25 protein-coding genes and 1 pseudogene are annotated in these 26358 nt (G+C 59.0%); 20 read left to right on the top strand and 6 right to left on the bottom strand.

Annotation, left to right across the window (positions count from 1 at the left end):
- The first annotated feature begins 22 nt into the window (after window positions 1–22).
- The 7 genes from SWE17_RS08450 to SWE17_RS08420 all read left to right on the top strand — a co-directional run bounded on the left by SWE17_RS08450 (window position 23) and on the right by SWE17_RS08420 (window position 6147).
- The gene (locus tag SWE17_RS08450) at window positions 23–781 is read left to right on the top strand and encodes an SDR family NAD(P)-dependent oxidoreductase (RefSeq protein ID WP_322992658.1); all 759 of its coding nucleotides are present in this window, start codon (window positions 23–25) and stop codon (window positions 779–781) included.
- Window positions 782–805: 24 nt separating this feature from the next.
- Window positions 806–1669, top strand: a complete 864-nt coding sequence (locus SWE17_RS08445) for a fumarylacetoacetate hydrolase family protein (RefSeq protein ID WP_322992657.1) — start codon at window positions 806–808, stop codon at window positions 1667–1669.
- A 144-nt stretch (window positions 1670–1813) separates the two neighbouring features.
- Window positions 1814–2473, top strand: a complete 660-nt coding sequence (locus tag SWE17_RS08440; RefSeq protein ID WP_322992656.1) for a TetR/AcrR family transcriptional regulator — start codon at window positions 1814–1816, stop codon at window positions 2471–2473.
- A 46-nt stretch (window positions 2474–2519) separates the two neighbouring features.
- Window positions 2520–4331: an acyl-CoA dehydrogenase C-terminal domain-containing protein gene (locus SWE17_RS08435; protein WP_322992655.1), complete on the top strand. Its 1812-nt coding sequence runs from the start codon at window positions 2520–2522 to the stop codon at window positions 4329–4331.
- A gap of 29 nt (window positions 4332–4360) precedes the next feature.
- Window positions 4361–4804: a DUF2147 domain-containing protein gene (locus SWE17_RS08430; protein ID WP_322992654.1), complete on the top strand. Its 444-nt coding sequence runs from the start codon at window positions 4361–4363 to the stop codon at window positions 4802–4804.
- A 51-nt stretch (window positions 4805–4855) separates the two neighbouring features.
- On the top strand, window positions 4856–5620 hold the full coding sequence (locus SWE17_RS08425; protein WP_322992653.1) for an enoyl-CoA hydratase: 765 nt from the start codon (window positions 4856–4858) through the stop codon (window positions 5618–5620).
- Between the two features lie 44 nt (window positions 5621–5664).
- The gene (locus tag SWE17_RS08420; protein ID WP_322992652.1) at window positions 5665–6147 is read left to right on the top strand and encodes a thioesterase family protein; all 483 of its coding nucleotides are present in this window, start codon (window positions 5665–5667) and stop codon (window positions 6145–6147) included.
- 13 nt (window positions 6148–6160) lie between these two features.
- Here the strand turns inward: SWE17_RS08420 and SWE17_RS08415 are convergent, their stop codons facing one another.
- Window positions 6161–6571, bottom strand: coding sequence for an acyl-CoA thioesterase (locus SWE17_RS08415; protein WP_100118655.1), 411 nt, complete (start codon window positions 6569–6571; stop codon window positions 6161–6163).
- 41 nt (window positions 6572–6612) lie between these two features.
- Here SWE17_RS08415 and SWE17_RS08410 point away from each other — a divergent pair, with 41 nt between their 5' ends.
- The 13 genes and pseudogenes from SWE17_RS08410 to SWE17_RS08350 all read left to right on the top strand — a co-directional run bounded on the left by SWE17_RS08410 (window position 6613) and on the right by SWE17_RS08350 (window position 19895).
- On the top strand, window positions 6613–8445 hold the full coding sequence (locus SWE17_RS08410) for an ABC transporter ATP-binding protein/permease (protein WP_322992651.1): 1833 nt from the start codon (window positions 6613–6615) through the stop codon (window positions 8443–8445).
- A gap of 26 nt (window positions 8446–8471) precedes the next feature.
- Window positions 8472–8738: pseudogene (locus tag SWE17_RS08405) on the top strand (LysR family transcriptional regulator); the annotation flags it as partial.
- 277 nt (window positions 8739–9015) lie between these two features.
- On the top strand, window positions 9016–10044 hold the full coding sequence (locus SWE17_RS08400; protein WP_322992650.1) for an amino acid ABC transporter substrate-binding protein: 1029 nt from the start codon (window positions 9016–9018) through the stop codon (window positions 10042–10044).
- An 83-nt stretch (window positions 10045–10127) separates the two neighbouring features.
- Window positions 10128–11327 carry an ABC transporter permease subunit gene (locus tag SWE17_RS08395; protein ID WP_322992649.1) on the top strand — a complete coding sequence of 400 codons (1200 nt, stop codon included), beginning with the start codon at window positions 10128–10130 and terminating at the stop codon, window positions 11325–11327.
- A gap of 1 nt (window position 11328) precedes the next feature.
- A complete protein-coding gene (locus SWE17_RS08390; protein WP_322992648.1) occupies window positions 11329–12432 on the top strand; it encodes an amino acid ABC transporter permease in 1104 nt (367 codons plus the stop codon).
- A 13-nt stretch (window positions 12433–12445) separates the two neighbouring features.
- Complete coding sequence (locus SWE17_RS08385; protein ID WP_322992647.1) at window positions 12446–13201, top strand: amino acid ABC transporter ATP-binding protein; 756 nt, start codon at window positions 12446–12448, stop codon at window positions 13199–13201.
- 157 nt (window positions 13202–13358) lie between these two features.
- Complete coding sequence (gene pyrC, locus SWE17_RS08380; protein ID WP_322992646.1) at window positions 13359–14396, top strand: dihydroorotase; 1038 nt, start codon at window positions 13359–13361, stop codon at window positions 14394–14396.
- An 8-nt stretch (window positions 14397–14404) separates the two neighbouring features.
- Window positions 14405–15259 carry a DUF3025 domain-containing protein gene (locus SWE17_RS08375; RefSeq protein WP_322992645.1) on the top strand — a complete coding sequence of 285 codons (855 nt, stop codon included), beginning with the start codon at window positions 14405–14407 and terminating at the stop codon, window positions 15257–15259.
- 69 nt (window positions 15260–15328) lie between these two features.
- Window positions 15329–16204 carry a protease HtpX gene (gene htpX, locus SWE17_RS08370; protein WP_322992644.1) on the top strand — a complete coding sequence of 292 codons (876 nt, stop codon included), beginning with the start codon at window positions 15329–15331 and terminating at the stop codon, window positions 16202–16204.
- Window positions 16205–16288: 84 nt separating this feature from the next.
- Entirely contained in the window at window positions 16289–17239 is a 951-nt protein-coding gene (locus tag SWE17_RS08365) for a DMT family transporter (protein WP_322992643.1), read from the top strand.
- A gap of 34 nt (window positions 17240–17273) precedes the next feature.
- Window positions 17274–17963, top strand: a complete 690-nt coding sequence (locus tag SWE17_RS08360; protein ID WP_322992642.1) for an ATP-binding cassette domain-containing protein — start codon at window positions 17274–17276, stop codon at window positions 17961–17963.
- Window positions 17960–19255 (top strand): ABC transporter permease, encoded by a 1296-nt coding sequence (locus SWE17_RS08355; protein WP_322992641.1) that lies wholly within the window; start codon window positions 17960–17962, stop codon window positions 19253–19255. Before SWE17_RS08360 ends, SWE17_RS08355 begins: the two co-directional genes overlap by 4 nt.
- 16 nt (window positions 19256–19271) lie before the next feature.
- Window positions 19272–19895 (top strand): DUF3299 domain-containing protein, encoded by a 624-nt coding sequence (locus tag SWE17_RS08350; protein WP_322992640.1) that lies wholly within the window; start codon window positions 19272–19274, stop codon window positions 19893–19895.
- Window positions 19896–19899: 4 nt separating this feature from the next.
- Here the strand turns inward: SWE17_RS08350 and SWE17_RS08345 are convergent, their stop codons facing one another.
- The 5 genes from SWE17_RS08345 to gspN are packed head-to-tail and all read right to left on the bottom strand — an operon-like array spanning window position 19900 to window position 26350.
- Window positions 19900–20799 carry a 5'-nucleotidase gene (locus tag SWE17_RS08345; protein WP_322992639.1) on the bottom strand — a complete coding sequence of 300 codons (900 nt, stop codon included), beginning with the start codon at window positions 20797–20799 and terminating at the stop codon, window positions 19900–19902.
- A gap of 15 nt (window positions 20800–20814) precedes the next feature.
- The gene (gspF, locus tag SWE17_RS08340) at window positions 20815–22050 is read right to left on the bottom strand and encodes a type II secretion system inner membrane protein GspF (RefSeq protein WP_322992638.1); all 1236 of its coding nucleotides are present in this window, start codon (window positions 22048–22050) and stop codon (window positions 20815–20817) included.
- Window positions 22051–22055: 5 nt separating this feature from the next.
- Window positions 22056–23462, bottom strand: coding sequence for a GspE/PulE family protein (locus tag SWE17_RS08335; protein WP_322992637.1), 1407 nt, complete (start codon window positions 23460–23462; stop codon window positions 22056–22058).
- A gap of 8 nt (window positions 23463–23470) precedes the next feature.
- Window positions 23471–25531, bottom strand: a complete 2061-nt coding sequence (gspD, locus tag SWE17_RS08330) for a type II secretion system secretin GspD (protein ID WP_416234995.1) — start codon at window positions 25529–25531, stop codon at window positions 23471–23473.
- A gap of 3 nt (window positions 25532–25534) precedes the next feature.
- Complete coding sequence (gene gspN, locus SWE17_RS08325; protein WP_322992636.1) at window positions 25535–26350, bottom strand: type II secretion system protein N; 816 nt, start codon at window positions 26348–26350, stop codon at window positions 25535–25537.
- Window positions 26351–26358 lie beyond the last annotated feature (8 nt).

Raw genomic sequence — 26358 nt, 5'->3', positions numbered from 1 at the left:
ATTGAATGACTGAAAGCCACACATGAACTTGCTCGACATGAAAGGCCGCCACGCGGTCATCACCGGTGGGGCCACGGGCCTGGGCTTTGCCATTGCACAGCGCATGCTGGCCTCGGGTGCTCGCGTCACCATTTGGGACCGCGACGCCGCAGGCATGGCCAAAGCCGCTGAGCAGCTGCGCCAAGGCCAGCTGGGTGTGGTGGTCAACACGGTGCAGGTGGATGTGGCCGACCACGCCTCGGTGGTGAACGCCACCGCTCAAACCACGGCGCTGGCAGGCGTCGATGTACTGGTCAACAGCGCGGGCATCACCGGCCCCAACGTCAAGGTTTGGGACTATCCGGTGGACGCTTGGAAGCAGGTGTTCGATGTGAACGTGCATGGCCTTTTCCATTGCTGCCGCGAACTGAGCGCCCACATGAAGAGCCGCAATTACGGGCGCATCGTCAATATCGCCTCGGTGGCGGGCAAAGACGGCAACCCCAACGCCAGCGCTTACAGTGCGAGCAAGGCGGCGGTGATTGGCCTGACCAAATCGCTCGGCAAAGAGCTGGCCGATACGGGTGTGCGCGTCAACTGTGTCACCCCGGCGGCTGTGAAGACGGCGATCTTTGATCAAATGACGCCCGAGCACATCCAGTTCATGCTCTCCAAAATTCCGATGGCCCGCTTTGGCGAGCCCGAAGAAGTCGCCGCCATGGTGACCTGGCTCAGCACCGAAGAATGTTCCTTCTCCACCGGCGCGGTCTTTGACTTGTCCGGCGGCCGCTCCACTTATTGATTTTTTGAAAACTGAAAGGCAACCATGAAACTCGTTCGTTATGGCCAACCCGGCAAAGAAAAACCCGGTCTGATCGACGCTGAAGGCCGCTTGCGCGACTTGAGTGGCTTGGTCAAAGACATCTCGCCTGATCTGCTGAACGACAAGGCCTTGGCCAAATTGGCCAAAGTCAAAACCGACAAGCTGCCCTTGGTGCGCGGCAAAAAGCGTTTTGGCACGCCCATCTCCTACACCAGCAAGTTCATTGCCATTGGCTTGAACTATGCCGACCATGCGGCCGAGTCGAACATGCCCATCCCGGCCGAACCCATTGTGTTCACCAAGGCTATCTCCTGCATTCAAGGTGCGAACGACGATGTCATGTTGCCCAAGGGCTCCAAAAAGTCTGACTGGGAGGTGGAACTGGGTATTGTGATCGGGACACGCACTCGCTACGTGTCGCAAAAAGACGCGCTCAACCATGTGGCCGGTTACTGCGTGGTCAACGATGTGAGCGAACGCGAGTTTCAACTTGAGCGCGGCGCCACTTGGGACAAGGGCAAAGGTTGCGACACTTTCGGTCCCGTAGGCCCTTGGCTGGTCACGCGTGACGAAGTGCCCAATCCACAAGCACTGGGCATGTGGTTGGACGTGAATGGTGTGCGTTTCCAGACCGGCAACACCAAGACCATGATTTTTGGTGTGGCCAAGTTGGTCAGTTATGTGAGCCAGTTCATGACCCTTGAGCCCGGCGACATCATCACGACGGGCACACCTCCAGGTGTGGGTATGGGTGTGAAAAAAGATGGCAAGCCTGCTCCGGTGTTCTTGAAGCGCGGCGATGTGATGCGCTTGGGCATCGACGGTTTGGGTGAGCAAACCCAGAAGGTCGTCGCTTTCAAGGCTTGACACCGAGTCTTTGAACGAGGCCATGTCGGGGCTCAATTCCAGCCCCGACGCCTTACCCCCCGATTTACCTTGACTTGCGCAGGGTTTGTTGGATTTGGTCTGGTTTTGGTGCAAAATAGAACGATCGTTCTTTTTTGATGCCCTATGACCGATCGTTTCCCATCTTCCAAAGTTGAAGGCCCGCCTGCGTCCGAGCCAGGCAAGCGTGTCCTGATCAAAGGTCAACAAACCAAAGCGGTGATCATCGATGCGGCCTTGGGCTTGGCTTCGCAGATTGGCTTGGAAGGCTTGTCTATTGGTGCTGTGGCCGAGGTCACTGGCATGAGCAAGTCCGGGGTTTTTGCTCACTTTGGTTCGCGAGAGGAATTGCAAATTTCCGTGATTCGCGAGTACCACGACCGTTTTGAGGCCGAGGTGTTTTATGCGGCGATGCAAAAGCCCCGTGGCCTGCAACGTTTGCAAGCTTTGTTTGATAACTGGATGGTTCAGACTTCGGCGGAGATCGATTCAGGTTGCATTTACATCAGTGGCGCTGTGGAATTCGATGACCGCACAGGTCCGGTGCGTGACGCTTTAGCCCGATCGGTGGCCACTTGGCAAACCGCCTTGCGCAGAGCCGTCGAGTTGACCCAGGCAGAAGGTCAGCTCATCAAAGAGGCCGATGCGCACCAAATCGCCTTTGAAATCCATGGCCTGATTTTGGCGCTGCATTACGAAGCCCGTTTTTTGCGCAACCCCAACGCGACCGAGCGTGCACGCCGGGGCTTTTTGCACATTTTGGACCGCTATGCGGCCAAGGTTTGACCGTTCAATATTTCCAACACCTGACCCCTATTAACCAGGAGCTCCCATGCCCGTCTACAACCCGCCCCTCCGTGACATGCAGTTTGTGTTGCACGAATTACTCAACGTCAGCGCCGAGCTCAAGGCGCTGCCCAAGCACGCCGACACCGATGCAGACACCATCAACGCGGTGCTGGAAGAAGGGGGCAAGTTCGCCTCCGAGGTGATTTTCCCCATCAACGTCTCTGGCGACACGCAAGGCTGCGAGCTCAACCGCGAGACCCACGCGGTGAAAGCACCAGACGGTTTCAAAGCCGCGTACGAGCAATACGTCGCTGGTGGATGGGCCGCCCTGAGCTGCGACCCCGAATACGGCGGGCAGGGCTTGCCATTTGTGGTCAATCAGTGTTTCTACGAAATGCTCAACTCGGCCAACCAAGCTTGGACCATGTACCCCGGTTTGTCGCACGGCGCTTACGAAGCCTTGCATGCGCACGGCACGCCCGAGCAAAAAGCCTTGTACCTGCCCAAGCTCACCAGCGGCGAGTGGACCGGCACCATGTGTCTGACCGAGCCGCATTGTGGCACCGACCTGGGACTCTTGCGTTCCAAGGCCGAGCCCCAAGCCGATGGCACCTACCGCATCACCGGACAAAAGATTTTCATCAGCGCAGGCGAGCACGACTTGGCTCCCAACATCGTTCACCTGGTGTTGGCCCGTTTGCCCGATGCCCCTCCCGGGAACAAAGGCATCAGCTTGTTTTTGGTGCCCAAGTTCAATGTGTCGGCCGATGGCGCCATGGGTGAGCGCAATGGCATTTACTGCGGTGGCCTGGAGCACAAGATGGGCATCCATGGCAATGCCACTTGCCAGATGGTGTTGGACGAAGCCGTGGGCACGATGGTGGGTCAGCCCAACAAGGGCTTGGCAGCGATGTTTGTGATGATGAACGCCGCCCGTTTGGGTGTCGGCAACCAGTCATTGGGCCTGACCGAAGTGGCTTACCAAAACGCGCTGGCTTATGCCAAAGACCGCGTGCAAATGCGTTCGCTCACCGGTGTCAAAGCCCCCGGTAAACCTGCTGACCCGATCATCGTTCACCCCGATGTGCGCCGCATGCTCATGACCGCCAAGGCCTATGCCGAAGGCGGCCGGGCTCTGGCTTGCTACTGCGCTTTGTTGCTCGACAAAGAATTCAACCACCCTGACGAGGCCGTGCGTGCTGAGGCTGCAGAAGTCGTGGCCCTGCTCACGCCCATCGTCAAAGCCTTCACCACCGATAACGCTTGGGAGTCCACCTCGGCCTGTATGCAGGTGTTTGGTGGCCACGGCTACATCAAGGAGTGGGGCATGGAGCAGTATGTGCGCGATGCCCGCATCAACATGATTTACGAAGGCACCAACACCATCCAATCACTGGATTTGCTGGGTCGCAAGGTGCTCGGCAACCAAGGCGCTACACTCAAAAAGTTCGGCAAACTGGTTGAGCAACTGGTCAAGGCCGAAATGGCCAATGAAGCCATGGGCGAGTTCATCAAGCCACTGGCCGATCTGGGCCAAAAGCTGACGCAGCTGACTGGCGAAGTGGGCATGAAAGCCATGAGCAATGCCGACGAAGTCGGCGCAGCCGCCGTAGACTATCTGCGCGTGGTGGGCCACCTGGTGCTGGGTTACTTCTGGGCCCGCTCGGCGCAAATCGCTTTGGCCAAATTGGCCGAGGCCGAAGAAGAAGCGCAGCGCCCCGATCCGTTCTATCAGGCCAAGCTGCAGACCGCTCGTTTTTACTTCACCCGCCTGATGCCTGAAACATCCACTTTGATGCGCCGTATCCGTGCCGGCAGCGATGTGCTGATGGACACCGACGCGGCCTTGGCCTGAGTCCATAACTTCAATCAAGGAATCACACGATGATCAAATCCGTAATGACGCTGAGCTTGGGCCTGCTGAGCCTGGCCGCCCATGCCCAAATGAGCCCGGTGGGCCTGTGGCGCAGCATTGATGACGAAACCAAGCAGCCCAAAGCCGAAATCCGCATCAGCCAAAACGCATCGGGTGGCTTGTCGGGCGTGGTCGAAAGATCGCTGCAAAACAACCCCAACACTGAGCCGAACTGCAACCTGTGCACCGACGACCGCAAAGACAAGCCCAAAATCGGCATGGAAATCATCCGGGGCGGTCAACAAAGTGACGGCAAAGTGGTGTGGGAGGGTGGGAAAATCCTCGATCCCGAGAACGGCAAAAACTACAGCCTGCGTCTGACCCCGATCGACGGGGGTAAGAAGTTGGAAGTGCGCGGCTACATCGGTGCTCCTATGTTGGGCCGCACACAAACCTGGATTCGGGTTCAGTAAAGCGCTCTTACTTGCTCCAAATAACTGACCACACCACAAGGACCTCTCTCCATGTCTGACATCCTGACCCACACCGACGCAGGGGTGATGACCATCACCTTCAACCGCCTGGACAAGAAAAACTCCATCACCTCGTCCATGTACGCGGCCATGGCCGACGCTGTGGCGCAGGCTGCGGCCGATCCGGCCGTTCGTGTGGTCGTGTTTCAGGGGCATGAAAGCATCTTCAGTGCTGGCAACGACATCGGTGATTTTTTGAACCAGCCGCCCAGCACACAAGAGTCGCCCGTGTTCCGTTTTCTGCGCGGCATTGCCACTTTCGAAAAGCCGCTTCTGGCTGCCGTCGCTGGGCCTGCGGTGGGCATTGGCACCACCATGCTGTTCCATTGCGACCTGGTTTATGCCGGTGACAACGCGGCGTTCTCCATGCCTTTTGTCAACTTGGGCCTGTGCCCCGAAGCGGCTTCGAGTTATCTCGCACCGCGCATGTTTGGTTACCACCGTGCTGCCGAAGCACTGCTCATGGGTGAGCCCTTTTTTGCCGAAGCTGCGCAAGAAGTCGGCCTGGTCAACCGTGTCGTGCCGCCCACCGAAGTCAATGGCTATGCCCAAGCGCAAGCCCGGAAATTGGCGTCCAAACCTTTGAGCTCACTCATCGCGACCAAGCGGTTGATGAAGGGCGGCGATCAGCAAGCCGTGCTGCAAAAGATGGACGAAGAAGGCCGAGACTTTGGCCGCATGCTGCGCGAACCCGCAGCCAAAGAGGCGTTTGGTGCGTTCATGGAAAAACGCAAACCCGATTTTTCCAAACTTTGAAGGCTGGGGGCTGCCAAGCGCGGTTCTTCCCTAGAATCTCAGGCATGCCCCACCGTTCACCTGTCCCCATCGTTCTGGAACCTGAGTACATCGAAGGTTTTCGCCAGATCTACGAAGAAAAAATTGTCTTCAACAAAACCTTGGGCTTGAAGCTCGTCAAGGTCACGCCTGAGGGCGTGGAGGCCCGCATCGACATGCGGCCTGAATTGGTGGGGCACTTTGCCTACAACCGCATCCATGGCGGCGTCATCAGTGCGGTGCTTGACGCCATCGGCAGCGCGGCCGTGATGGCGGCGCTGGCCGCGAAGCACATGGATGAACCGCCTGCCAAGCGCCTGGAGCGCTTTGCCAAGCTGGGCACCATCGATTTGCGGGTGGACTACCTGCGCCCCGGCATTGGCGAGCACTTCATCATCACCGCCAACGCCTTGCGCGTCGGCTCGAGGGTGGGGTCGTCGCGCATGGAGTTTTGTGGGCCCGACGGTACCTTGATGTCGACTGGCGCTGCCGCTTACATCGTGTCCTGACCTGTCGGGCCATTCACTCCGCAGGCACGGGCCTGGGTTTGCCTTGGTCGTCCACCGCCACGTAGGTCAGGTTCGCTTCAGTGACCTTGATGTACTGCCCCTGCAACTGAAAGCGTTCAGCAAACACCTCCACCTTGACGGTGACCGAGGTGCGTCCCACACGCACGATGCGCGAGAAAAAAGACAGGATATCGCCCACTTTGACGGCCTGTTTGAAGATGAACTCGTTCACCGCTACGGTCACCATGCGGCCGCGCACACGCCGGGCGGGCAGAACGGCGCCTGCCAAGTCGACCTGCGCCATGACCCAGCCACCAAAAATGTCGCCGCTGGCATTGCAGTCAGCAGGCATGGGGATGACCTTGAGCACCAGTTCCTGGTCGGTGGGCAAAGACACAGCTTGGGGGTGTGGGGTGTCAGACATGGGCACAATCGGTGGTTAACAACAAAACTGGATTGTCCCCTATGCGCCACCACGGCGAAACCGCCCCAACTGCAGCCGCTCCTGGCAAAACTTCTGGGCAGGCTCCACAGCCCGCTGCAGGCGGTGACTGGCAAACCTTGTCCCGCCTATTGCCCTATTTATGGCAATACAAATGGCGTGTGGTCATTGCGTTGGCTCTCATGGTCGGTGCCAAGTTGGCCAACGTGAGCGTTCCGCTGCTGCTCAAGGAGTTGGTGGACGCCATGAGCCTCAAGCCCAACGATCCGCAAGCGGTGCTGGTGGTGCCCGTGGCACTGCTGGTGGGTTATGGCGCTTTGCGCTTGCTGACCTCGGCATTCACCGAGTTGCGCGAACTGGTTTTTGCCAAAGCCACGCAGGGTGCCTCGCGCAGCATTGCCTTGCAAACCTTTGAGCACCTGCATGCGCTGAGCCTGCGCTTTCACTTGGCGCGGCAAACCGGGGGCATGACGCGTGATATCGAGCGCGGCGTGCGGGGCATTGAGTCTTTGATCTCCTACTCTCTCTACAGCATCATCCCTACGCTGATCGAGGTGGCTTTGGTATTGACCATTTTGGCCGTCAAGTTTGACGCTTGGTTTGCGGGCATCACGCTGTTGGCTTTGGCCTTGTACATTGTCTTCACCGTGCGGATCACCGAATGGCGTACGCAGTTTCGCAAGCAGGCCAACGAGTTCGATTCGGCCGCGCACACCCGCGCCATTGACTCACTTTTGAACTACGAAACCGTCAAATACTTTGGCAACGAGGTGTTTGAAGCGGGCCGTTACGACGAAAGCCTGGAGCGCTTGCGCATTGCGCGGCTCAAGGCGCAAACCACTTTGTCGGTGCTCAATACGGGGCAGCAGCTCATCATCGCGGCGGCGCTGGTGACCATGCTCTGGCGGGCTACCGAAGGTGTGGTGGCCGGGCGCATGACTTTGGGCGACCTGGTCATGATCAACGCCTTCATGATCCAGCTCTACATTCCGCTCAACTTTTTGGGTGTGCTGTACCGCGAGATCAAGCAAAGCTTGACCGACCTGGACAAGATGTTTGTGTTGATGGACCGCGAGCGCGAAGTGGCCGATGCGCCGGATGCCCAAGCCTTGGCTTTGCAAGGTGCACCCGATGTGGTGTTTGACCGTGTGTCCTTTGCCTATGAAAGCGACCGCCCGATCCTCCAAGACATCAGCTTCACCATTCCTGCGGGCAAGACGGTGGCGGTGGTGGGGCCTTCTGGCTCGGGCAAGTCCACGCTGGCGCGTTTGATGTTTCGTTTTTACGATGTGCAGCAAGGTTTCATACGCATTGCGGGACAAGACATCCGGCTGGTCACGCAAACCAGCGTGCGTCAGGCCTTGGGCATCGTGCCGCAAGACACAGTCCTCTTCAACGACAGTGTGGCTTACAACATCGCCTATGGTCGTCCCGGTGCCAGTCAAGCTGAAATCGAAGGGGCTGCCCGTTCGGCCCGCATCCACGACTTCATTGCCTCTACCCCCAAGGGATACCAAACTTCGGTGGGCGAGCGGGGTCTGAAGCTCTCCGGGGGCGAGAAGCAGCGCGTGGCCATTGCCCGGACTTTGCTCAAGAATCCGCCGATTCTGGTGTTTGACGAAGCCACCTCGGCGCTGGACTCGGCCAATGAGCGCGCCATCCAGGCTGAATTGGCCAGCGTTGCGCAAAACAAAACCACCTTGGTCATCGCTCACCGCCTTTCCACTGTGGTCGATGCACACGAGATTTTGGTGATGGAAGCTGGACACATCATCGAGCGAGGCAACCATGCAGAGTTGCTGGCCCGTCAAGGGCGTTACGCCAGCATGTGGGCTTTGCAGCAATCTGGCGATTGACAGGACCCTGACTGGAGTGCACGCCCATGGAAACCAAGTGGCTTGAAGACTTCGTGAGTTTGGCTGAGACCCGCAGTTTCAGCCGTTCGGCCCAATTGCGACATGTCACGCAACCTGCTTTTTCGAGGCGCATCCAGTCGCTCGAGGCTTGGGCGGGGACGGATTTGGTGGACCGCAGTTCTTACCCGACCCAGCTCACACCCGCAGGGCAGATTTTGTATGCGCAGGCTTTGGGCCTTTTGCAGTCGCTTCAAAACACGCGGGCCTTGTTGCGCGACAACGTGCCTGCTGGCTAAAACGGAAGAATTCCACCACTAAGCTGTCGATTCATTGCCGGGGCCGCAAAGTAGGGGTATTTTTGGATCACAATCGCAAAGCTTGATCCAATTCTGGCGTGTTTTGTGCTTACAAAAAATACGGGTTTGGCGAATGCATCATGATGGTGCGGCCTATCGGTGTTTTGAGCTCAAGGCGCCACCTAGGGAAGCTCCTAGTCGGTTTGGGCGCAAATTTGGCATTTAATCAACGAGTGGCGTTTTGCCGCTCAAAATTGAAAAGAGGATACAAACGATGAAAAAACATGCACATACCGTGATCACTGCCGTTTTGGCCACTGTGGGCTTGATGGCCGGCACTTCGGCCATGGCCGGCAAAACGTTGGACCAAATCAAGCAGCGCGGACAAATTGTCTGCGGCGTCAACACAGGTTTGGCTGGTTTTTCTGCCGCCGACTCCAGTGGCAACTGGTCGGGTTTGGATGTGGACCATTGCCGTGCGCTGGCGGCCGCCGTGCTGAGCGACGCTTCCAAAGTGAAGTACGTGCCTTTGACCGCACAACAGCGTTTCACCGCTCTCCAGTCGGGTGAAGTGGATGTTTTGGCTCGCAACACCACCAACACTTTGAACCGCGATGGTTCTTTGGGTCTGCACTTCATTGGCGCCAACTACTATGACGGCCAAGGCTTCATGGTGCCAAAAGGCAAGATCACCAGCGCCAAGCAACTCAAAGGCGCAACGGTCTGCGTGCAATCGGGCACCACCACTGAGAAAAACCTGACCGATTTCTCGCGTGCCAACAAGTTGAACCTCAAGCCTGTGGTGTTTGAGAAAGTGGAAGCCGCTACGGGTGCTTACTTCTCTGGCCGTTGCCAGGCTTACACCACCGACGCATCGGGCCTCGCCTCGGTTCGCGCCAAGGAAGCCAAAGATCCTGCAGCTCACGTGGTGCTGCCTGACTTGATCTCCAAAGAGCCCCTCGGCCCAATGGTTCGCCGCGGTGATGACGAGTGGTTCGCCATCAACAAATGGGTGCTGAGTGGTTTGGTGGAAGCCGAAGAGTACGGCATCACACAAGCCAATGTGGACCAAATGAAATCCAGCGATAACCCCCAAGTGGGCCGTTTGTTGGGTGCCACTGAAGATTTGGGCAAGCACCTGGGTCTGGACAAAGAGTGGTTGGCACGCGCCATCAAGACCACTGGTAACTACGGTGAGATGTTCGAGCGCAACGTCGGTCCTAAGACGGCCATCAACTTGCCACGTGGCCTGAACAACCAGTGGAGCAAAGGCGGCTTGATGTACGCAGCCCCTCTGCGTTGATTTTCGGTCTTTCTTAAAGACTCTGGATACGCCCCTTCTTGGGGCGTATCTTTTGTAACCGTGGTTTTCTTCAGGCCCTGTACATGTCCCATTTTTCCATGATCGAGGCCAGGCCATTGCCTGGCAAGAAAAACCGATCCATTTCGTGGCGAAGCCGCGAAGGGCGCTCGGTCATCTACCAGATCGTCGCGATTCTCTCCGCCTTGGCCTTGGTGGGCTTGTTGGTGCGCAACACGCTGACCAATATGCGATTGCGTGGCATCCAAAGTGGCTACGACTTTTTGCTGCAGCCGTTCGGCATTGACATCAGCGAAACAATGATCGAGTACGCGTCCAACAGCACGTATCTGGTGGCCTTTTTCATTGGCATGCTCAACACGCTCAAAGTGGCTGTGATTGGCATTGTGCTGGCCACCTTGCTGGGTGTGTTGGTCGGCGTGGGGCGTTTCTCGGCCAACTTTTTGGTTCGCAAGGTTTGCTACGCCTATGTGGAATTTTTTCGCAACGTGCCGGTTTACCTGCAGTTGCTGATTTGGTATTTGGTGTTCACCGAAGCCTTGCCCGATTTCGACAAAGCTTGGAAATTGGGGCACTTCTATTTGAGCAAAAATGGTGTTTCTTTCCCCTGGCCTGTCTGGGAGCTAGGGCAAACACTGGCCCTCATCGGGCTGGCCATGGGTTGCGTATTTGCTATTTTTTATCGCCGTCGGGCCAAGGCGCATTTCGACCAAACAGGCCATACCCGTCCGGTGTGGGCGGTGTCGTTGGCGGTCACCTTCGCGTTCATGCTCTTGGGCTGGTTGGTGGGGGGAGCTCCTGCCGAGTGGAATGTGCCCAAAGTGGGTGATTTCCAAATCGAAGATGGGGGGGTGTTCAGCCCCGAGTTCATGGCGCTGCTCTGCGGCTTGGTTTTTTACACCGCATCTTTCATTGCAGAGGTGGTTCGCTCGGGCATTGCTTCGGTGTCATTGGGGCAGCACGAAGCTTCTGCCTCATTGGGGCTGAGCAAAAGCCAATCCATGCGCTTGGTGGTCTTGCCCCAGGCCCTGCGGGTGATCATTCCGCCGCTCACCAGCCAGTACTTGAACTTGACGAAAAACTCTTCTTTGGCGGTGGCCATCGGCTACCCCGAGTTGGTGTCAATCGCCAACACCACACTCAACCAGACGGGCCGTGCCATTGAGGCCTTGTCCATCGTGATGTTGGTTTACCTGACGCTGTCCCTTATCACGTCGGCTCTTATGAACTGGTTCAACGCCAGTGCCGCTATTCAGGAGCGCTGACATGAGCATTGTTTTCAAATCGTTGGAAGCCCGGCCGATGCCTGGCCGCAGTTCAGGTCCTCTGGCTTGGTTGCGCACCAATCTGTTCTCCAGTTTGGGCAACACCGTCTTGTCGCTGGTGTTGCTGGCCGTGGGCCTTCTGGCCCTGGTGTCTTCGCTGGACTGGGCCCTGTTTCAAGCCGTCTTTGGTAGCCAGTTGCAAGCGTGTAACGACATGCGCGGTGTGGGCGCTTGCTGGGGGGTCATTTCCGAGAAAGGCCGCTTGATTGTGATGGGGCGTTACCCAGAGACCGAGCACTGGCGTCCGGTGATCGCGACAGCTCTGATGCTCGGCGTGGTCGTCCTCAGCTGCATGCCGCGTTTCTGGAACAAGGCTCTGCCCTTGGTATGGCTGGTCATGCTCGCTGTGTATTTCGTGCTCATGAAGGGTGGGTTTTTCGGTCTGACCCCGGTCGATACCGACCAGTGGGGCGGCTTGCCGCTCACGGTCATGCTCACCGTGATTTCCATGACCTTGGCCTTTCCTTTGGCCATCTTCGTGGCTTTGGGCCGACGCTCCAACATGCCGGCCATCAAGACTTTGTGCACTTTGTACGTGGAGTTGGTGCGCGGCGTGCCGCTGATCACCGTGTTGTTCATGGCCTCGTTCATGCTGCCGCTGTTCATGCCAGAAGGCGTGAAAATCGACGTACTGGTGCGTGTGGTGGTGGGTATCACCCTGTTTTCAGGGGCTTACATGGCCGAAGTGATTCGGGGTGGTCTGCAAGCTTTGCCCAAAGGGCAAACCGAGGCGGCGGCCACTTTGGGCCTGAGCTACTGGCAGACCCAGCGCATGATCGTCTTGCCTCAGGCCTTGGCCACCGTGGTGCCGTCCATCATGAACACTTTCATCGGCTTGTTCAAAGACACCTCTTTGGTGACCATCGTCTCGCTCTATGAGTTGACCGGCGCCTTAGGCCTGGCGCTCAACTCGGACGCCGACTGGCGCCCCTTCAAGATCGAAGCCTACCTTTTCATCACCTTCATTTATTTCGCGTTCTGCTTTGCCATGTCGCGATACAGCCTGTGGATCGAAGAACGCACGGCCGTGAGCAAAGTCCGTTGAACGAAAGACTCTTATGACCTCCAACGCTACCCCTCTCATCGAATTCAAAGGCGTGAACAAGTGGTATGCCAGCAATGGCTACCATGTGTTGCGCGATGTGAACCTGCAATTTGCCAAAGGCGAGAAAGTGGTCATCTGTGGCCCCTCGGGCTCAGGCAAATCCACCTTGATCCGCTGCATCAACGCCCTCGAGGAATACCAAGAAGGCACCCTCACCGTTGATGGCACCGTGTTGGGCGATGACCTCAAAGGCATCGACAAAGTGCGCCGCGAAGTTGGCATGGTGTTCCAGCAGTTCAACCTGTTCCCGCACCTGACCGTTTTGGAAAACCTGATTCTGTCGCCCACCTGGGTCGCCAAGATGCCACGCAAAGAAGCCGTGGACAAAGCCATGGTGCAACTGGAGCGTGTACGCATTTCAGAGCATGCTCACAAGTACCCCTTGCAGTTGTCCGGTGGTCAGCAACAGCGTGTGGCCATTGCCCGTGCACTGTGTTTGACCCCCAAAATCATGCTTTTTGATGAGCCCACCTCAGCGCTCGACCCCGAGATGATCAAGGAAGTGCTGGACGTGATGATCGAGCTGACCAGCCAGGGTATGACCATGCTGTGCGTGACGCACGAAATGGGCTTTGCCAAAGCCGTGGCCGACCGCGTCATCTTCATGGACCAAGGCCAGGTGGTTGAGCAAGCTCCACCCCAGCAGTTCTTTGACTCGCCACAAACCGATCGGGCACAGGACTTTTTGTCCAAGATCCTGGGGCACTGAGGCAGTTCATTTCTAACCTTCGGACAAGAGGCGGGGCAGTGGGTTGGGGCGACTTGGCGAGCGAAGCGAGTAGGAGTCCCGGCCCACTGCCCCGCCTCTTGTCCCATGAGTTGCCCACCCATCCTGCCACTGCCGCAGGTTTGAGACAATACGGCCCATGACCTACGAACTCACCCTGACCCGCCCAGACGACTGGCACCTGCATGTGCGCGATGGCGCCGCCCTGAACGTGGTGGTGCCCCACACGGCTGCCCAATTCGGCCGCGCCGTCATCATGCCCAACCTCAAACCCCCTGTGACCACCGCTGAGCAGGCGCTGGCTTATAAGGCCCGCATCCAGGCCGCCGTGCCCCAAGGCATGAGCTTTGAGCCCTTGATGACGCTTTACCTCACCGACAACTTGGCCCCTTCAGAAATTGCCCGGGCCAAGGCGGCAGGTGTGGTGGCGTGCAAGCTTTACCCGGCCGGAGCCACCACCAACAGCGATGCGGGTGTGACCGACCTGCGCAAGATTTACCCCGTGCTCGAAGCCATGCAACGAGAAGGCGTGTTGCTCCTAGTGCACGGCGAAGTCACTTCGTCTGACATCGACCTGTTTGACCGTGAAGCCATGTTCATTGAGCAGCAACTCATTCCCCTGCGCCGCGATTTTCCGGGCCTGAAAATTGTGATGGAGCACATCACCACCAAAGAGGCCGCACAGTACGTGGCTGCAGGTGACGAGAACCTGGGTGCGACCATCACGGCGCATCACCTGCTGTACAACCGCAACGCCCTGTTCTTGGGCGGCATGCGCCCGCATTACTACTGTTTGCCAGTGCTCAAGCGTGAGACGCACCGCTTGGCGTTGGTGCAAGCGGCCACCAGCGGCAACAACCGGTTCTTCCTGGGCACCGACAGTGCGCCGCATCCGGCGCACCTCAAAGAGCACGCCAGCGGTTGCGCCGGTTGCTACACCGCGCACGCGGCCATCGAAATGTATGCCGAAGCTTTTGACCAAGCCGGCGCACTCGACAAACTCGAAGGGTTTGCCAGCTTCTTCGGGGCCGACTTTTACGGACTGCCGCGCAACAGCGGCACCATCACCCTGCGCCGCGAAAGCTGGACCCCTGCCGAAAGTTTTGCTTTCGGCGAGGCCGAGCTCAAGCCTTTGCGTTCGGGCGAAAGTCTGCCCTGGCGGATGGTCAGCCTCTGAGCCTCAGCTTGAACCCGAACCGGGCGGGACGCAGGTGTGTCCCAACATCTGCACTGAGCGTTCCAGACATCGATTGGCAAGCCCCTTGGTTGGCCGACTGGCGTGCTGTGGGCGAACCCATCGCCCAGCAGGTGGCAGCGGGTTGCCCTCAGCCTGAAGCCCTGAATCAAACCCTCATGAAAGCCCCTAGCCTGGCGCACGCGCCAGTGCCCGTGCGCTTTGTGCCACAAACCGATTTGCCCGAAGGGCAGGCCTACGAAGACTTCATCTTTGCCCATGGCCAGGTGCCCACGCGCGAAGGCTTGCACGATTTCTTCAATGCTTTGTGCTGGATGCACTTTCCGCTGGCCAAAAAGCGTTTGAACCAATTGCAAGCCCGTGAAATTGCCCGTGCGGGTGTCGGTCAAGTGCGTGGTCCGGTGCGCGATGCAGCCACGGTGTTCGACGAAAACGCCTGGCTCATCCAGCCATCAGACGGGCTTTGGTCAGCGTTGACCGAACACCGCTGGACGGAGGCTTTGGTCGATTTGCGGGCCGAATGGGTGCACACCCGCCTGTGGGCCTTTGGCCATGCTGCGCTTGAAAAAGCGGTTCAGCCCTACAAATCGATCACCGTTCATCTGTGGCGCGTTCCGCAAGAAGTGGCTGCGGCTGATCTGGATGGCTGGTTGGCGCAAGACCTGACGCCCGAAAAGCTGGCGGTGAAACCCTTCAGCCCTCTGCCTCTTTTGGGTGTGCCTGGCTGGTGGCCCGACAACGAGAACCCCGCGTTTTATGACGATGCGAGCGTATTTCGCCCTCGCCGCCAAACTGCCCCTGCTGAAAAACCGTACGCCAATTCGGAAATCTTGCCGCCGGCTTGATTTTGAACTCCGACACCCTAATATCCACTCCAACGTGCCCGCGTCTTTCGGGTGAAATTGAAATTGAACATGAAACGCATTTTTCTTTTCGTCGTGACCAACCTGGCCGTGGTGCTGGTGTTGGGTATCGTCGCCAACTTGTTGGGCGTTAATCGCTTTTTGACGTCCAATGGCCTGAACTTGGGCGCTTTGCTCGGTTTTGCGCTGATCATGGGCTTTGGCGGTGCCATCATTTCTTTGCTCATGAGCAAATGGATCGCCAAAATGTCCTCGGGTGTGAAACTCATTGAGCAACCGGCCAATGCCGACGAAGCTTGGATCGTGGACACGGTGCGCAAATTGGCCGACAAAGCTGGCATCGGCATGCCCGAAGTGGGCATTTTTGAAGGCGACCCCAACGCCTTTGCCACTGGCGCTTTCCGTGACTCGGCCTTGGTGGCCGTGTCCACTGGCCTGTTGCAAAACATGACGCACGAAGAAATCGAGGCAGTGCTCGCCCACGAAGTGGCGCACATCGCTAACGGCGACATGGTCACCATGGCCCTGATTCAAGGCGTCATGAACACCTTTGTGGTGTTCATTTCGCGCATCGTTGGCTATGCGGTGGACAGCTTTTTGCGCAAAAACGACGAAGAAAACACGGGCCCCGGCATGGGCTACTACATCACCACCATCGTGATGGACATTTTGTTAGGCGTACTTGCTGCGATCATCGTGTCTTGGTTCAGCCGTCAGCGCGAGTTCCGTGCCGATGCGAGCGCTGCCCAATTGATGGGCCGCAAACAACCCATGATCAACGCTTTGGCCCGTTTGGGTGGCGTGCACACCGCCGAGCTGCCCAAGAGCATGGCCGCCATGGGCATTGCCGGTGGCATTGGCCAGTTGTTCAGCACCCACCCACCGATCGAAGAGCGCATCGCGGCTTTGCAGAACAACGCGGTATGAGCTTGGCGTAACCCAAGCGACCCATTGGCGCGCTGACCCGGCCTAAGATGGCCGGGTGATTCATCTTTTACGCAGTGGCTGCGCATGAAACCGCGCAAAGCCTTTTTCGCCCTCCCACGCTCTTGGCGGCTGGTGCAGCACCGCACTGGCCGTGCTTTTTCGTCTTGGCCATTGGCAGTGCAAGGCATGGTTTGGATGGTTTTGGGCGGATTTTTGTTTTCCCTGCTCAACACCATCGCCCGAGAACTGACTTTGCAGTTGGACGTTTACCAGTCACAGTTCTTGCGTTATGTGTTTGGCCTGTTGGTGATCTTGCCCTGGGTGTTTCGCGATGGCTGGCGTGCTTACATGCCCGTCAACATGGCGGGGCAGTTTTGGCGCGGCGGTGTTCACACGCTGGGCCTGATTTTGTGGTTCACCGCTTTGCCCAAAATCCCTTTGGCCGACATGACCGCCATTGGCTTTACCGGGCCGATTTTCATCATGCTCGGCGCTGCTTGGTTTCTGGGCGAGCCGATGCGCAAAGACCGCTGGATTGCCGCCATCGTCGGTTTTGCCGGGGTGTTGGTGGTGGTCTTGCCCAAGATGTCGGGTGAGGGCGGTTGGTTCAACCTCGTCATGTTGGCGTCTTCACCGGTGTTTGCGGCGTCTTTTCTCATCACCAAAGCCCTGACCCGTTATGAAAAACCTGGCGTGATCGTGTTGTGGCAGGCGCTGACGGTGTCCGTGCTCAGCCTCCCCATGGCTTTACCCCATTGGCAAATGCCCACGCTGATGCAGTGGTTGGGTTTTGCAGCCACGGGTGTGTTGGGGACACTGGCGCATTACTGCCTGACTCGGGCATTTGCCTTGTCCGATATTTCGGCCACTCAATCCCTGCGCTTTCTCGACTTGGTTTGGGCTTCGGTCTTGGGCTGGTTGGTGTTTGGCGACGTGCCCAGCCAATGGACTTGGGCCGGGGCCTTGGTCATCCTCGGTTCTACCGTCTGGATTGCCCGCAGGGAAAGCCGGAGAAAGACCGTTGTGCCCGATTGACGGGGTATATTGCCCCGTTCAACAGGGAGTAGCTGTGATCGACATTGAGCCATTGCGCTTTGCCTGGACCCGGAGTGGCCCTGACAACTTGGTGCTGGGCCGCTTGCATATTGACCGGGGTCAGACTGTTTTTTTGCATGGCCCCAGTGGCTGCGGCAAAAGCACTTTGCTGGGTTTGTTGTCGGGCGTTTTGTCGCCCCATCATGGCCGTGTGTCTTTGCTGGGGCAAGACTGGGCGGCTTTAAAGCCCGGCCAGCGTGACACCTTTCGGGCCAACCATGTGGGTGTGATGTTCCAGCAGTTCAATTTGTTACCTTATCTGAGCGTTCTGGACAACGTGACCCTGCCTTGCCGTTTTTCCAAGCTGCGGCTTTCTCGCTGCCAGGCCGAAGGTGGCCCCGAGGCCTCGGCCCAAAGCTGGCTGCAGCGCATGGCTTTGCCCCAAACGCTGTGGAGCCGCCGCGCCGACGCCTTGTCGGTGGGCCAGCAGCAGCGCGTGGCTGCGGCCCGCGCCCTGATGGGTCAGCCCGAATTGATCCTGGCCGACGAGCCTACCTCGGCGCTCGACGCCGCCTTGCGCCAGGACTTCATGGACTTGTTGCTGCAGGCCGCACGCGAGGCGGGCAGCACTTTGGTGTGTGTGAGCCACGACGAGCAGCAGGCGGTGCGCTTTGATGTGCAATGGTCATTGCCCGCCTTGCAGCAAGCGGGGGTGAGCACATGAACAGCCTACTGAGCATGGCCCGCAGCAGCGCCTGGAACCGCCGCAGCACCTTGGTTTGGGTGGTGGTGTCGCTGGCGCTGGCCACTGCTTTGTTGTGGACGCTGGAGCGTTTGCGCCAAGACATCCGCCACAGTTTTTCGCAATCGGTCAGCGGCGTCGATCTGATTGTGGGTGCCCGCAGCAGCCCGGTGCAGCTCATGTTGTTTTCGGTCTTTCACATTGGCAGCGTGCCGCAAAGCATGAGCATGGACAGCGTGAACAAACTGGCGCAGCACCGCTCGGTGTCTTGGGTGGTGCCTTTGAGCCTGGGTGATTCGCACCGGGGCTTTCCGGTGCTGGGCACCACGCCCGCGTTTTTCCAGCACTTTGCCTATGGCGACAAACAGCCGCTGGTCTTGCAGCAGGGCCAGGCGTTTGCCGACACGCTCGATGGTTTGTACGAGGCCGTGATCGGGGCCGAAGTGGCACGCAAGATGGGTTATGGCCTGGGCCAAAGCATTACGCTGGGTCACGGCATGCACGATCACGACCACAAAGGAGAAGGCGACCAGGCCGATGAACACGCCGACAAGCCTTTCAAGGTGGTCGGCATTCTGGCGCCCACCGGCACACCTGTAGACCGTTCGGTTCAGGTGAGCCTGCAGGCCCTCGAAGCCATCCACTTGGGCTGGGTCGCGGGCACGCCCATGCCAGTCGGGCAGATCCCGGCCGACCAAGCCCGCAAATTCAAGCTCGAGCCCGAAGAAGTCACGGCTGCCTTGGTGGGCCTGAAAAGCCGGGCAGCGGTGTTCAATGTGCAGCGCTTTGTGAATTTCTACGAAGACGAAGCCCTGATGGGTGTGATGCCTGGTGTGGCGCTGGGTGAGCTGTGGTCGGTGCTGGGGCTGGGTGAAAACGCTTTGTTGGCCGTCTCGGCCTTGGTGGCTTTGGTGAGTGTGGTTTCGCTCGTGGCGGTGGTGTTGGCGGGCCTGAACGAACGCCGCCGCGAACTGGCCGTGCTGCGTGCGGTGGGCGCCGCGCCGCGCCATGTGCTGGGCCTGCTCACGCTCGAAGGGGTGTGGGTCACTTGTGCCGGGGTCGTGTTGGGTGTGCTGTTGGCCTACGCGGGCATGGCGCTGGCCACGCCGTGGTTGCAGCAGTCGCTGGGCATCCGCTTGCAACTGGCTGTACCTTTGCCCACACAAATGGCTTTGGCCGGCGCTGTCTTGCTGGCCGGATTGTTGGCCAGTTTGGGGCCTGCCTGGCGGGCTTACCGTATGTCTTTGGCCGATGGCTTGTCGCCACGCGTATGAACAACAAGGATCAGGAATGAACTGCTATGCCCTATTGAAGTGTGGCGTGTGTGCTTTGGGCCTGTGGCTCGCGGGCCAGGCTGTGGCCCAAAGCGTGCGCGACACGGTGCGCGAAACTGTGCCGCAAGTGCAGCCCGCCTTGTCGGGTGAAGCGCCACCGCCAGGTGCCAGCGTGGCCAGTTCGACGCGCACCATCGGTTGGGAGCAACTGATTCCCGCAGGCTGGGATCCTTACAAAGACCTCAAGGCGCTGAATTTGGACAAGCTCAAGGACAACGACCCCAAGGCCGATGAGGCACTCAAGAAAATGCGCAAAATGTGGGACAACGCGCCCATCAATCCGCTGATCTTGGGGCAGAGCGTGCGCTTGCCCGGTTACATGGTGCCGCTGGAAGATTTGCCTGAAGGCACCAAGGAATTTTTGTTGGTGCCCTACTTTGGCGCTTGCGTGCATTCGCCACCACCCCCAGCCAACCAAATAGTGCATGTGGTGCTGGACAAACCCACCAAGCGCTTTCGCCTGATGGACACCTTGTGGGTCACAGGCGCTTTGAGCGCCACCCAAACCGACTCGCACATGGGCATGTCCAGTTACAGGATGGAGGCGAAACTGGTGGCGCCATTTGTCGATAAAAAATGAGGGCTCAGTCTGGGTTCGATACGCCTGAAGCCACATGCCCCGATGGCACATGCCGTGCCGCCGATTCGATGTGACCCGTTTGGTCATCAAAGAAAAAGTCGGGTTCGAACTCACGCAGAAATTCGCCTTTGGGCAAGCCACCCAGGAACATGGCTTCGTCCACCTCGATGTTCCAATCCATCAGCGTGCGGATGGCACGCTCGTGGGCTGGGGCACTGCGGGCTGTCACGAGCGCTGTGCGAACGCGCATGGCGGGTGTGCCCTCTTGCTGCAGGCGGTGCAAGGCCGCCAGCAATGGCTTGAAAGGTCCTGCCAGGAGAGGTTGCCCTGCCTTGTCGCGCTCATGTGCTTGAAACGCTGACAGCCCTTCGGCTTGAAAAACCCGCTCAGCCTCGTCGGAAAACAGCACCGCATCCCCGTCAAAAGCAATGCGCACTTCGGTGGGGTGAGCCTCTGAGGCCAAGGCCGAGTGGGGATAGACCTGAGCGGCCGGCACACCAGCGCCCAATGCCGCACGCACATCGGACAAGTGGGTCGACAAAAACAAGTTGGCGTTGAGGGGTTTGAGGTAACGCCACGGCGGTTGGCCTCGTGTGAAACTGCCGCGCTGGATCGGCAGGCCGTAATGCTGCGCCGAGCGGAACACCCGCATGCCCGAGACCGGGTCGTTGCGTGACAGGATGACGACCTCGACCCTTTGTGCCTCGGCGTCATTGAACGCCAGCAGCTTGCGCACCAGCGAAAAAGCCACACCGGGTTTGGCGGGGGCCTCCAACCGATCGAGCTGCAACTTCATGTAAGCCCGGTCATCGCCTTGCTCGAACACTTGGTTCTCTTCTTCAAAGTCGAACAGGGCACGAGACGAGATGGCGACCACGAGTTGGCCTTCAAGGGATGCGGGCATGCTTGCTCCTCGGGCTTACTTCACCCATTGGTTGAGTTCCATGATGGGCATCAGCACCGCCAGCACGATCAACATGACCATACCGCCCATGCCCACAATCAGCAAGGGCTCGAGCACGGTAGCGAGGGCCATGGCACGGCGCTGCACTTCAGATGACAGCTGTGTGGCGGCCCGTTGAAGCATCACAGGCAGTTGGCCGGTTTGTTCGCCCAGCCGGGCAAACATCGACAGCAAACCCGGAAAACGGGCGTTTTGGGCCAGAGCCGTCCCCAGCGGTGCGCCTTCGCGCACACGCACCAAGGCTTCCAAGGCGTCGGCCCGCAAGGCTTGGTTCGACAGCGTATCGGCGGCTGCTTGCAAAGCCTTCAGAATGGGCACGCCAGCAGCGGTGAGCATGGCCAATGTGGAGGCAAAGCGGGCGCTGTTGTAGCCGCGGGCCAGTCGGCCAATCAGAGGCAAACGCAGCCAGGCGGCATCAAATTTCAAGCGAAACGCGCTTTGCTTTAAGGCCAGGCGCAAGCCGAATCCTCCCAGACCCAAACCCAGCAAGACCAACCAACCCCAAGCGCGCACAAAGTCGCTGAGGGCCAGCATGGCCAGCGTGAGCATTGGCAGTTGCCGCTTGGTACCCGCAAACACACCGGCCACCTGTGGCACCACCGAGGTGACCAAAAAAATCACAATGGCCAAGGCCACCAGGCTGACGATGGCCGGATACAAAGAAGCCGACAACAATTTGGAGCGCAGTATTTGCTGGTCTTCCAGGTCGTTGGCCAATTGGTTCAACACATCGCCCAAATGCCCGCTTTCTTCGCCTGCGGCGATCACGGCCCGGTCAATCGCTGGAAACTCGCTGGGATGCAGCCCCAATGCGCGGCCTAAGCTGCTGCCTGAGTTGACTTCGGCGCGGATCGCAGCCATGAGTTGCCGCTGCTGCTCGTGTTCGGATTCTTCGGCCAAGGCTGAGAGCGCACGTTCAATCGGCAAGCCACTGCTGACCAAGCCGGCCAGTTGGCGTGTCCATGTGGCACGTTGGCTGGAACTGAACGCACGCCTTTGGCCCACCGGGCGCTGCCACCAAGGCAATTGGTCTTGACCGTCCGAAGTGCCTGCTGCGATGACTTCGACCATCAAGGGCACCAGCGACTGCGAACGCAGTTGGGTGCGGGCCGACTTCAGGCTGTCGGCCTCCACCACGCCTTTGCGCAGGGCGCCATCGGCTTGCAGGGCTTCAAAGCGGTAAGCGGGCATGCGGGTCAGTCGCGCGTCACACGCAAGAGTTCTTCAGCGCTGGTGATGCCAGCTTCCACCAGGCGCTGCCCGTCGTCGCGCATCAACACCATGCCCTGTGCCAATGCTGTGGCACGCAACTCAGATTCGGCGGCACGGTTGTGGATCTGGGCGCGGATCTCGTCACTGGCCACCAGCAATTCAAAAATACCCGTGCGCCCCGCGTAGCCTGTGTGGCCACATTGTTCGCACCCTGCGCCACCGCAGTGGGTGCAACGCTTGCGCACCAAGCGCTGCGCCAGCACACCCAAGAGCGACGAACTCAGCAAAAACGGCTCCACGCCCATGTCGGTCAAGCGCGTCACGGCGCTGGCCGCGTCGTTGGTGTGCAGCGTGGCCAGGACCAAGTGGCCCGTGAGCGAAGCTTGGATGGCAATTTGTGCGGTCTCGAAATCCCGGATCTCGCCGATCATGATCACGTCCGGGTCTTGCCGCAAGATGGCACGCAAGGCTTTGGCAAAGCTGAGGTCGATTTTGGCGTTCACCTGGGTTTGGCCTACGCCGGATAGCTCGTATTCGATCGGGTCTTCCACCGTCATGATGTTGTTGCGGGTGGCGTCCAGCCGCTGCAGGGCCGCATACAGGCTGGTGGTTTTGCCTGAACCCGTGGGGCCGGTCACCAACAAAATACCGTGCGGCTGGGCAATCAGTTGGTCCACCTGCTGCAAAACGCGCCCTTGCATGCCCACGGCTTCCAAGGTCAAGCGGGCTTCACTTTTGTCCAGCAGACGCAGCACCGCACGTTCGCCATGCGCGCTGGGCAGGGTGGAGACGCGCACATCGACCGCACGCGTGCCCAAGCGCAAGCTGATGCGCCCGTCTTGTGGCAAGCGTTTTTCGGCAATGTCGAGTTCAGCCATGATTTTCAGGCGAGAAATCAGCGCGGCGTGCAGGGCGCGGTTGGGTTGCACCACCTCGCGCAGCGTACCGTCCACCCGAAAGCGCACGCTGCTGTGTCGCTCATAGGGCTCAATGTGGATGTCGCTGGCGCCGTCGCGTGCCGCTTGCGTGAGCAAAGCGTTGAGCATGCGGATGATGGGCGCGTCGTCGCTGGCTTCCAGCAGGTCTTCTACAGCGGGCAGCTCTTGCATCATGCGCGACAGGTCGGCCTCGGATTCGACCTCGCTGACGACTGCCGCTGCCGTCGACGAGCTGTTGGCCTGCCCGCCCGAATACGCTTGGTTGATGCGTTGCGCCAACTCAACCGAGGCGCTGTGCTGCATCTGAAGCCCTTGGACAACAAACTTGCGTGTCACTTCGGACAGGGCAGAGCGGTCACTCTCGTCGCACCAGCAAAGGGTCAGGCGCTCACCATCGTCCTCCAGCAGCAGGCGGCTGGTGCGGGAGAAAGCGTAGGGCAGGGGGTATCGCATGATCAGGTTCAGGGCTGGCGTTTGGCGGGTTCAGCCAATGGCGGCATGACAGCCGAACCATTCAAAGGCAAGGTGCCTGTGGCGGTGGGCTGGAAACCTTGCTGGTTCAGGCGCATTTGCTCGTAACGGCCCATGGACAAAGCTTCGGTGGCCGCACCGTCGCGCACGACCATCGGGCGCAAAAACACCATCAGGTTGGTTTTTTTGCGGCTGCGCGCTTCCGACTTGAATAAATTGCCAAAAATCGGCAAATCCCCCAAGCCTGGTACTTTTTCTTGGCTGTTGGTGGTGTCGTCTTGCAGCAACCCGCCCAGCACCACGATGGAGCCGTCTTCCACCAGTACACTCGATTCGATGGAGCGCTTGTTGGTGATCAGGCCTGCACTGCTGGAGCTTTTGCTGTCGATGCTGCTGACTTCTTGAAAGATTTGCAGTTTGACGGTGCCACTTTCACTGATTTGAGGTTTGACGCGCAATGTCAAGCCCACATCTTTGCGTTCAATGGTTTGGAATGGGTTCACGGCGCCACTGTTGCTGTTGTTGGCGGTGTATTGGCCCGTCACAAAAGGCACGTTTTGACCGATCACGATTTTGGCCTCTTCGTTGTCCAAGGTCAGTAAATTCGGTGTGGACAGCACGTTGGCATCGCCGTTGGACTGTAAGAACCGTGCCAACGCACCCAAGGCCAAAACCCCGTTGCGCTGTTGCCCAATGGCCAGGTTCAGTCCGGTGGACGGGGTGACTTGACCTGAAGCAGCGCCCGCAGCCAAGGTGAATAAGTTGGTGCCTCCCACCGCAAAGTTGGTCCCCAGCAAACCGACGGTGTTACTGCCTGTGCCCGTACCGCTCATCCATTGGACGCCAAACTCGGCGGCTTTGTCGGCGCTGACCTCGGCGATCAGGCTTTCCACAAACACCTGGGCGCGGCGTTGGTCCAGCATGTCGATCACGCTGCGCAATTGGCGGTACTGCGGCTCAGGCGCGGTGATGATGAGCGCATTGGTCGCGGTGTCAGCCTGCACTTGACCGCCTGTGGCTGGCGCCGAGGCGTTCGCGGCTGCATTGTTCGCAGCGCTGGGTGTGCCTGTGGGTGATGCGCTGGTTGGCATGTTGGTCGTGCCCCCTTGGCCAGTCATGGCGGCGCGCAAAGTCCCGGCCAATTTGGTGGCATCGGCGTTTTTCAAATACACCACATGGATGTTGCCGCTGGCAGCGCCTGCACCCGTGGCATTGGGTTGGTCCAACTGATCGGCCAAAGAGCGTGTCAAGGCCAATCGGGCCGGGTTGGCGGCCCGCACGATCAGTGAATTGGTACGTACTTCTGCCAGCACGGTGGTTTTGAAGCCGTTGTCGGTTTGACCTTGGGCCGCAGGCGCACCCGCTGCGGCGCCCGAATCGATCAGGCGCTGCAACATGGGCGCCATTTCGCCTGCGATGCCATGTTTCAGGCGAATGACCTCCACCCCGGTGGCGTTGGCCACATCAAGTGCAGCGATGATGCGCCCCAGCCTTTGCAGGTTATCGCCGTAATCTGTGATGACCAGTGCGTTTGTGCCGGGGTTCACGTTGATGGTGTTGTTGGGGCTGATGAGGGGGCGCAGCACAGGCACCAGGTTGTTGGCGCTCTCATGGTTGAGCTTGAAAATTTGCGTCACGATTTGGCCGCTGCTGGCAGGCACCGCACCTGCTGAGACCGCGCTGCTCTGCAGCTTGGCCTCAGCCTCCGGAATGACGGTGTAAAGACCCGCCGACTCGACCAGTGCGAAACCTTGAGTCCTGAGCTGGGAAGCAAACAAGCGCAGCGCTTGTGCAGGTGGCACCGCCACGGTGCTGGACAGGGTCATGGTGCCTTTGACTCGGGGGTCCACCACCACGTTGTGGCCTGACAGGGTGGCCAAGGTGCGAGCCACAGCGTCAATTTCGGCATTGACGAAATTCAGCGTGACGGGCTCTTTGCCTGTATTGGATTTGCTGTTGCTGCTTTGGGCCATGGCCATGGGCGCGCAGCAGGCCACGGCCAAGACCATGGCTGAAAGGCGTGGAGTGGTCAAAAAGTGAGGCGTGTGCATGGCTTATCCCAATGAAAGCAGGCTTTTGCCGCCTTGGCGGCGGCCGATGATGTTGAGCAAATTGTTCAGGGCATTTTCGCTGCCCTCTTCGGCGCTGGCTTCGCCTGTGAAACGCAAACGTGCCCCAACCCATTGACCTTGACCCGTCAGTTGCAAGGGCCCTTGGGTGGTGCTGAGTTGCAACTCGGGGGTGGGGCTTCCCTCGGGAGTTCCGCGCAGAACGATGCGGTAACTGCCCATGGGTTTCATGGTGCTGAGGCGAGACGCCATTTGTTGGGCTTGAAGTTCAAGTTGGCCTTGGAGCAACAAACGGCCCGAAGCCCATTGCAGGGCCAGTCCTTCGGTTTGCAAAGTCAGTTGACCGCTTGCTTGCAAACTGTTCCAAGGCGCACCCAAGCCACTGAGTAAAACGGCGGGCCACTGGGAGCGGTGGTTGGCCGTGTTCAAGCGCAGGGTGGTGCCTTCGGTTCGGACTGCCCAATGCGAGGGCTCAGCCATGCAGCAATCGGCATGGAGGCTCAGTGTGGCCGACAGCCAACCAGGCTGAATGCGCCACTGAACCCGTCCGGGCAGGGCTTGGGCATCTCGACTGCCCGCTCCACCGCTGAGCAGCAGCTGTCCCGATCCGTTCCAGACGCTACCTCGGACCGATTGCAGCACCACGCGGTGTTGGCTGGCTTGCGCCAAGCCCCAAGCTAACCAAGTGGCAGGGGCCCAAACCAGCAAAGCCGAAAGCAAGCCGATCAAAGTCCCCCAAGCTGCCCAGGACCAAGTTGCAGTCTGGTGCAGTCGTACGGGGTTTGCGGTGGTGGTGGCCATCTGTGGAG

Origin of the sequence: Limnohabitans sp. (assembly GCF_034680285.1) — a bacterium.
GTDB lineage: Bacteria > Pseudomonadota > Gammaproteobacteria > Burkholderiales > Burkholderiaceae_C > Limnohabitans_A.
This window is presented reverse-complemented; position numbering and strand designations above follow the sequence as displayed.